Origin of the sequence: Nocardia sp. NPDC058497 (assembly GCF_042720195.1) — a bacterium.
Lineage (GTDB): Bacteria > Actinomycetota > Actinomycetes > Mycobacteriales > Mycobacteriaceae > Nocardia.
Map to the genome: position 1 here is coordinate 1 of NZ_JBHXMY010000492.1, position 4,508 is coordinate 4,508.

7 protein-coding genes are annotated in these 4,508 nt (G+C 67.3%); 5 read left to right on the forward strand and 2 right to left on the reverse strand.

The genetic code is table 11. The features are described from left to right. The 4 genes from ACFWPJ_RS25620 to ACFWPJ_RS25635 form a co-directional block, all read left to right on the forward strand. On the forward strand, positions 1 to 284 hold a 284-nt coding region (locus tag ACFWPJ_RS25620), incomplete at its 5' end, for a hypothetical protein (protein WP_378854938.1). Positions 285 to 545: 261 nt separating this feature from the next. Next, positions 546 to 824, forward strand: a complete 279-nt coding sequence (locus ACFWPJ_RS25625; RefSeq protein ID WP_378854940.1) for a hypothetical protein — start codon at positions 546 to 548, stop codon at positions 822 to 824. Positions 825 to 1,051: 227 nt separating this feature from the next. After that, entirely contained in the window at positions 1,052 to 1,276 is a 225-nt protein-coding gene (locus tag ACFWPJ_RS25630; RefSeq protein ID WP_378854942.1) for a hypothetical protein, read from the forward strand. Between the two features lie 303 nt (positions 1,277 to 1,579). Beyond that, on the forward strand, positions 1,580 to 3,247 hold the full coding sequence (locus ACFWPJ_RS25635; RefSeq protein WP_378854944.1) for a PIN domain-containing protein: 1,668 nt from the start codon (positions 1,580 to 1,582) through the stop codon (positions 3,245 to 3,247). Here ACFWPJ_RS25635 and ACFWPJ_RS25640 read toward each other — a convergent pair. After that, positions 3,244 to 3,537 carry a hypothetical protein gene (locus ACFWPJ_RS25640; protein WP_378854946.1) on the reverse strand — a complete coding sequence of 98 codons (294 nt, stop codon included), beginning with the start codon at positions 3,535 to 3,537 and terminating at the stop codon, positions 3,244 to 3,246. The genes ACFWPJ_RS25635 and ACFWPJ_RS25640 overlap by 4 nt on opposite strands. A 183-nt stretch (positions 3,538 to 3,720) precedes the next feature. Between ACFWPJ_RS25640 and ACFWPJ_RS25645 the strand changes: the two genes are divergently transcribed. Then, positions 3,721 to 4,284, forward strand: a complete 564-nt coding sequence (locus tag ACFWPJ_RS25645; protein WP_378854948.1) for a hypothetical protein — start codon at positions 3,721 to 3,723, stop codon at positions 4,282 to 4,284. Here the strand turns inward: ACFWPJ_RS25645 and ACFWPJ_RS25650 are convergent. Beyond that, positions 4,270 to 4,508 (reverse strand): transposase (locus tag ACFWPJ_RS25650; protein WP_378854950.1); only part of this gene is annotated, 239 nt, incomplete at its 5' end. The two genes, ACFWPJ_RS25645 and ACFWPJ_RS25650, sit on opposite strands and share 15 nt — an antisense overlap.

Genomic DNA, 4,508 nt, shown 5'->3' on the forward strand with positions numbered 1-4,508 from the left:
GCGATGGGTCCTATGGGGGAGGCGTCTATAGCGACGCACCCCGTGCCGGCAAAGCATTACGCGATGCGGAGTTCAGGACTGCTCAGGTCTTTCAGGTGGCAGGCGCCGGCATCATGCTGGCTGTCGGACTTCTCCTGCTGACGTACCTGTGGGCGTATCGCCATCGGATCGGCCGGCCCTGGCGGATTGTGAGCAGCGTCGGGATCATCACGATGATGATCGGGTATGGCCTGGTCATTGCCTTATCAGGCGGTGGAGGTCAGGTCTGCTCGATGGGCGGCTGAATTCCTCGCCGCAACGGCCCCAGAGTTCTGAAGCTGTCAGGAAGTGCAAAGTATGTATCGACCTGGACAGGCCGAGCTACCGCCTTCGCCTGGAGGCCGGGTCGGTCTCGGCCTGCCATCGCCCCAGCGCCTCGGCCGACACCCTGGTGTATTTCGCGAGGCTGCGCACCGAGGTGTGCCCATCCGCATTGGTGTGGACGCGCCGGTCTCGTCAGGATCTCTTCGGCCCTGGCCACGGTCTCGTAGAGCATCGTCCACAACGTGCGCTCGCGCAGCGGCGCGTCCGAGTCGAGCAGCGCGGCGACTTCGTCGTGGGTCATGGCCCGGCTGTCGGTCCGGGTCCAGCAGCGCGACATCGGTGTCGGCGCCGAAATCGCGCACGAGCCGATTCAACGCCGCCCCGTAGCCTCGGCGGGTGTTGTCGACGGCGATCGTGTCCAGAAACATCTTCACCCCATCCGCCAACCGCACCCCGGCCACGACTATCGGCAGCGTCCGTACCGCGCCCATCTCGATCCCCTCCCGCGCTACAGCAGATAGTTTCCCGAGCCGCCCCGTCGCGAAGGTGCCGTCGCGCCAGGACGACTCACCTTTTACGGCAGATAGTGCGCCGCTATCTGCCGTAAATCCTTAGCGCCGGATCGGGCGGATATACTCCTCAACCCCCGGGACGGTCGCTCCATCGGTCGATGGGCCATGCGGGCCATCGTGCCCATCGGCAATGTCTTGGGCACCCTGCGGGTCAATCCGCGGGCTTGGAGCTCGTGGTGGATGTGTTCGGCACGCGCTCCCGCTTACGAGCGGCCGGGGAACTTGCTGGCGGCCTCGACGAGTACTTCGTCGACCGCGGCGATGTGGGCGGCGCGGGCCTCGACGAGCAGCTCCTCGACGGCGTCGGCGATCGGGGCGGGATGGTAGAACTTACGTGGCTGGCGCCAGGGAACCGGCGCGGCTGCGCGTCCTGGTGGGCCAGGCCGACCACGGCCGCGTAGCGAGCGAGGTCGATCGGGGCCGGGCGGGAGGTGAGCAGCTCGACCACGATCACCGCCAAGCAATCCGAACTCGACGCCGGGGGCCGCGCGTCCTCGGTGGGGTAGCGGCGTGGCCGACGGCGCAGCAGCTCGCGGCGCCAGGCGTTGACCGCGCGGGCCTGATGCGGGGAGAGCTTTCCGGTGGAGAACTGCCGGGCGGTACCTACCTTCGCCTGCTCGGTCCCCCGGCGGCTAACTCGACCTCCGGGATCATTCCGGCGGCGGGCAGGGGGAGTGTCGGAGTCGCGAGGCAGAATCTCAAGCGTGCCAACGATCATCGTCCTCGACGCGAACATCGTCATCGCTTCCCCACGGCTCCAGAACCCGACGTGGCAGTCGCTGGTCGATCATCGCGACGACTGGAACATCCGGATCGTGGTACCCGAGGTCGCTGTCATGGAAGCGGCGAAGAACGTGCCGGTGAGGTGGGGAAAGACGCGGGGCCTGATGCCCAACGTGAGGAGGTTCAGAGAGTTCGGCCACGACGGCACGCTGCAGGCTGTCCTCGACGACATCGACGCCCTGATCGCCAGCTACGCCAGCGATCTGGACGAACGGCTCGCCGCGATGGGAGTTGAGATCGTCCCTCCGCCAGCCGAGGTCGACCTGATGGACATTGCTCGACGAGCAGCCGTGGGTCGCGCGCCATATTCTTCGGGGGACAAGGACGGCTTCCGGGACGCGTTGATCTGGCTGTCGGTCATCGAGCTGGCCCAGGACAATCCGGCCGCCGAGGTGTGGTTCGTCAGCAACAACACCGACGACTTCGGCCCAGCGGGGACCACCGATTGGACCGGACCGGGCACTGGCGATCGCGATGAGTGCCCCATCTTGTTCCACAGCGATCTGATCGAGGATCTCGAACGTCTCGGCCTGACCGAGCGAGTCCGCTACGTCACCAACATCAACAGTCTCGAACAGCGTCTCGCGGCGCAGTTCGCGCCGATCACCACCGAGGATCTGCGCGCCAAGCTCGACGAGACCCAGCTGACAGAGAAGTTCGGTGAATCGGTCCGCAGTTGGCGACTCGACCCGTATCTGGCCGCGCTGGATCCGAGCACCGAAACCGCCGTCATCAGCGGCACGGCGCCGGTCTCCGACTCGTGGCAGTTCCACGACGGTGCTCAACGCGAAGAGATGGGCTGGACAGCAAGATTCACCGTCACCGCCGATACTGTCATCGCCTGGACCAGGGCAGGCGCCCTCGACGAGATCGCTGTGCAGGAGAAGAAACTCGGCTTCACCGGTGACCTGGTGATTGAGGCCGATGGGCAGGTCGTGCTCCTCGAGACCAGTGCGGTAGCCGCGCTGCCGGATGACCCCATGCGCAAATCGTGGCCCTCACCTGCCGATGTCGTCCGCGCTCAGCAGACGGCAGCACGGGCGCAGGAGGCGATAGTGGCCGTCCTCAACGACGCAGGACCGAACGACAATCCGGCGCGGATCATGGCGGAGGTCAATCTGTGGCAGGAAACGGCAGCGAACGCGAAGCGGATCCTCGAATCCGGCGCGGTTCAGCACGCACTCGCCAATATGGGTGATCCGAATGCCTCGTACGTCGATGCCCGGCGCGCTTTCTTGCAGATGGGGAGTCCGGCCGACACCACCATCCAGCGGACCCTCGACCGGATGAGGGACGCGGCCAGCAGGCACGCCGAGATCCGGGAGGAGATCGACAAGATGAGGGCCGCCGCGACCACCAACGCCAACATCCAGCGAAGCCTCGCCCAGATGGGGGATGCGGCCGTCACGCAAGCCGACATCCACCGGATATTCAGGGAAGCCCATGGCACGCAAGGCTATTCCGAAGCGATCCACCGCGCCTTCGAGGAAATGCAGCGAGAGGCCAGGCGGACCCACCAACAACCAGGGGCGCCGGACGGCGCCGTGACCGATACAGGCGCACCGCCAGATGCGGCGGTCGACGACTAGCCTCCCGCGGTCAGGTGGTCCGGGGAGATCAATCCGCTGGTGCCGTCGGACCATCCGTGAGCGATCAGCCAGCGCTGGACCATCGGCGGTAGGGCTCCGCCGCTGGTGATCGTCTCGACGGCCAGGTCCCCGCCCAGGATCGGGCCGTTCTCGCAGAGCGCGTGTGCGCAGGTGACCGCGACGCGATTGTGTGGCTGGCATTTCGCGCTGTGCTTGGTGATGATCAGGCCGCCCTCGAATCCGGGCGCCGGATCGGGCTCGAGCCAACGGTAGGTCAGGTCATCCATCATCTGCTGGGAGCTGTAGTCCCGGCCGGGGCGAATGTTGCAGCAAGGGCAGGGATTACGCGGCTCGTGGCGGCGCGGCTGGAAGCGCTCGACATTCGCCGGGTGCTGGTAGATCCGGCCGGTACTGCGCCGGGCCCGCGGCGGCCGCCCTGCTGCAGGTCCGGTTGCGCGGCACCAAGACCACCCGTGACGAGATCACCGCCGTCTACGTGCCGCGGAGCCGCACCGGATGCCCTGTGTTGCCTGTGGTGCGCACTGCACCGCTGGCAGGTCGTGCTCGCCGCCCGCGATGCCGCGGCCGTGCGCGAGGTGCGCCGCCAACGCCGCCACGGCGCCGTCGCCGTCGCCGTCGACGACCGCGCCGTGGACCGCGCGGTCTCGCTCGCGGTCCAGCAACTGCTGGCCACCGACACCCTCGACCCGCACACCCACCACTGCGACGAACCCTGGCCCGAGGTCCCGGATCGCGACACCGCGCTGTTCCGGCCGCTGGCCAAGGGCGGCTGGCCACTGGACCGCGCGATCTCCGACCGCCAGATCGCCCGCATCATCGCCGCCCGCGGCCGCGCCGCCGGATACTCCGGCCTGCGCGGGCACACCCTGCGCGCGGGAGCCGCCACCGAGGCCAGCGACCGTGATGTCCGGCTCGAAGTCCTCATGGCGCTGGGTGGATGGACCAACCCCGCCACCGCCCTGTCCTACGATCTGACTGGGCCCCGATCGCGGGTCCACCGGCTATGCGAGTTGTAGCGGTTGCTCGAACTCGGTCGGTGACCACTGCTCACGGAACGCTTCCGGACTGAGGAAGCCCAACGATCCGTGCGGCCGGTAACTGTTGTACTCGATGCGCCAGTCCTCAGCAAGGACCCGCACCTCGGTCAGGGAATGAAACACCTCGCAAGACAGGAACTCGTCGCGGAAACGCCCGTTGAACGACTCGCAGATCCCGTTCTGCCACGGCGATCCCGGATCGA